This is a genomic window from Streptomyces sp. H27-H5, assembly GCF_026627505.1.
Classification (GTDB): Bacteria; Actinomycetota; Actinomycetes; order Streptomycetales; family Streptomycetaceae; genus Streptomyces.
The window spans coordinates 1-2,026 of sequence record NZ_JAPNLK010000259.1 but is presented as its reverse complement, the minus strand read 5'-3'; the positions used below and the strand labels follow the sequence as shown (position 1 = coordinate 2,026).

2 protein-coding genes are annotated in these 2,026 nt (G+C 57.0%); both read right to left on the bottom strand.

Annotation, left to right across the window (positions count from 1 at the left end; genetic code table 11):
• Positions 1-186: 186 nt before the first annotated feature.
• Positions 187-357 carry a transposase gene (locus tag OTB19_RS43915; RefSeq protein WP_420717033.1) on the bottom strand — a complete coding sequence of 57 codons (171 nt, stop codon included), beginning with the start codon at positions 355-357 and terminating at the stop codon, positions 187-189.
• A 59-nt stretch (positions 358-416) separates the two neighbouring features.
• The gene (locus OTB19_RS42570; protein ID WP_267804227.1) at positions 417-1,181 is read right to left on the bottom strand and encodes a hypothetical protein; all 765 of its coding nucleotides are present in this window, start codon (positions 1,179-1,181) and stop codon (positions 417-419) included.
• Between the last annotated feature and the right edge of the window lie 845 nt (positions 1,182-2,026).

Sequence of the window (2,026 nt, the reverse complement as noted above, 5' to 3'; positions counted from 1 at the left end):
ACTTACGAGGTGCCCTCTTGCTCGGGTCTGATGGAAGCGTAGAAACTCCCATCATCCCAGGTCAGCGGGCACCTCTTCTGATTTCTCCATCCACAGCCCGACCACTACGCGGTGGATCCAGGCTGAAAGATCATCAGAAGTCGCGCTCGTCCTGCAACCAGCCGCATCAAACTGGGGCAGAGCGGATCAAGAGAGAACTACGCCGGGGCCGTGCTTGTTCACCCAGTTCCTGAGGGTGCTGTCATGAATACCGAGCTCACGCGCGACATCCGGAATCAGACGACCCGATCCCGACACAACCAACTTAACCGCTTCATCCTTATACTCGACCGAGAACGACCGTACTGACTTTCCCAAGAGAATGACCTTTCCGGAGCAATCCTACTTGCCGGACTGTCCGAAATCTTCGGGGCATCTCAGGGCTCAACAAATTCAGTCCAATCAGAATAATTGGGATATTCCCCATGCGCAAGAGAAACATTATCGAGCCTTGGCGAGACAAGTCCCAAAAAAATTTCAAATGAAAATGCCCCATTATCCAAAACGGAGCTTTTCGCATTATAAGTTACATCACCATTGTTGCATCGGTATCCAATTTTGGCCCTGGGGATTCCGGTTCCCTCTACTTTTATTTTCTTTTCCCCCATCCGTTCTACGGTTGCGATCAATGGGGGATCAGCAATGCGGATGATGACGGTGTCGGCGCCGTCGGGGTGGCCGGTGGCAGTGGCGACGGCGTTGTATGTAGCCCGCTCCTCCGGGTAAATGAAGGCGTTCGGGGTGATGGTCGCCACTCCGTCCAGATCCGCCATGGACGTGGACATCGCGTCTCCGTGTCCGAAGTTGACGCTGGCGGTTGCCCCGTAGCTAAGGCCGGTAACGGTGGCGCCGGCCTTGTTCCAGTCGACGCCGGTGCCCACATCCACCGTCAGCCCGAGTTGTTCGCCTTCGGCGTGGTATTCCGTGGTGGCCTTGGTGCCGGTTGTGGTGCCGGTTGCCGTGATGGTGTAGCTGCCGTATCCGGTGTACAGGTGCGGGGCGGTGGCCTTACCGTCAGATACTCTGGCCAGATAGGGCTCAGGCGCTCCTGCGTCACCGAAGTCAACAGATAGTCCTTCGTCGTCAGGGGGGATATTTTCGATGTTGGCTCTGATATTGAGGTCGCGCGACTCAAATGCCATTATTTTACTCGATTCTGATGGACATGACTTCAGGCGCAATAGTGACGACCATCTGCTCGGGTCCAGGTATTCCGGGGAAACAGCCTTCCAGAGCGGAGACTCGGGCTTCAAGTGCGTCCAAGGCGGTTTGAGAAGGCACCCCTTCTAGGTGGACCGGATAGCTAACAATGGAGTCCATTTACTGCCTTCCTTCTTTTCTATCTTCATCTGGCGGACTGAATTGCGCCAGGCGATCTCATGCTGTTGTCGAGTTCGAAGGATACCTTTATTTCGGGGTCGTCGGGGGGAATGTTTTCGATGTTGGCTCTGATATTGAGGCCGAGGCCGTCTGATCGAGGCTGCCCGCCATCGTTTCCTCGCTTCCTCATCCCAACTGCCGCAAGGAAACAGCCGCGGCCGCCGGAGCGGGAACCACACCTGAACCACACACGCACCAGCTTGGGGAGTTGGGGAGCCGCGCATACTTGTGGTGGTGTGGTCCGCCCCACACCACGGCCGGACCGCAAGATAAGTGTCTTCCCGTCTGGACCCGGGTGGGAAGGGCCTTCCGGGCACCTCTGCATGCCTATGTCTCGCCCCCAAAAGGCACCTGCCTCGTTGTTTCACCACGACCGCTTGTTGATCTTGCGCCCGTGATGTCGCGTTGATTCCTGTCCGGGGGCGGGGCCAGGTACTACAGGGGCGCTTCGTGTCGGTTGGCTGAGTGACGCGTTGTTCAGTTACGGCAGCTGTAGATAGATCTGCTGATGCTCGTCGGTGCTGGTCAGCGGCTTGATGGGGGTGGCTGCGGGCATGAGGGCGGCCGCCTTGATCATGATGTGGTATGACGCAACATAAGAACGAGA